Raw genomic sequence first — 288 nt, forward strand, 5'->3', positions numbered from 1 at the left:
TGCTCGCGATTGCGTCGACTCGGTCTGAAGCGAATCAGTCGAGGGTCGAACCGCTGATGGAAGTGCCACGCTCCGGGAAGAACAGACGCTGCAATTCAGTGCCAGGGTTCTCGGCGCGCATAAACGCTTCGCCCACTAGGAACGAATACACGTCGCTGATTTCCATCAACTCGACATCGGCGCGGTTGAGAATACCGCTTTCAGTAATCACCAGACGATCGCGCGGAATGCGCGGCAGCAGGTCGAGGGTGGTTTCCAGGCTGACGTCGAAGGTGTGCAGGTTACGGT

Annotated in this window: 1 pseudogene; it reads right to left on the reverse strand. The window is 58.0% G+C overall.

The features are described 5' to 3' along the window. Window positions 1–34 precede the first annotated feature (34 nt). A pseudogene (gene trpC, locus BK660_RS32060) lies at window positions 35–288 on the reverse strand (indole-3-glycerol phosphate synthase TrpC); the annotation flags it as partial.

The organism is Pseudomonas brassicacearum (genome assembly GCF_003732265.1).
GTDB classification, from domain to species: domain Bacteria; phylum Pseudomonadota; class Gammaproteobacteria; order Pseudomonadales; family Pseudomonadaceae; genus Aquipseudomonas; species Aquipseudomonas brassicacearum_D.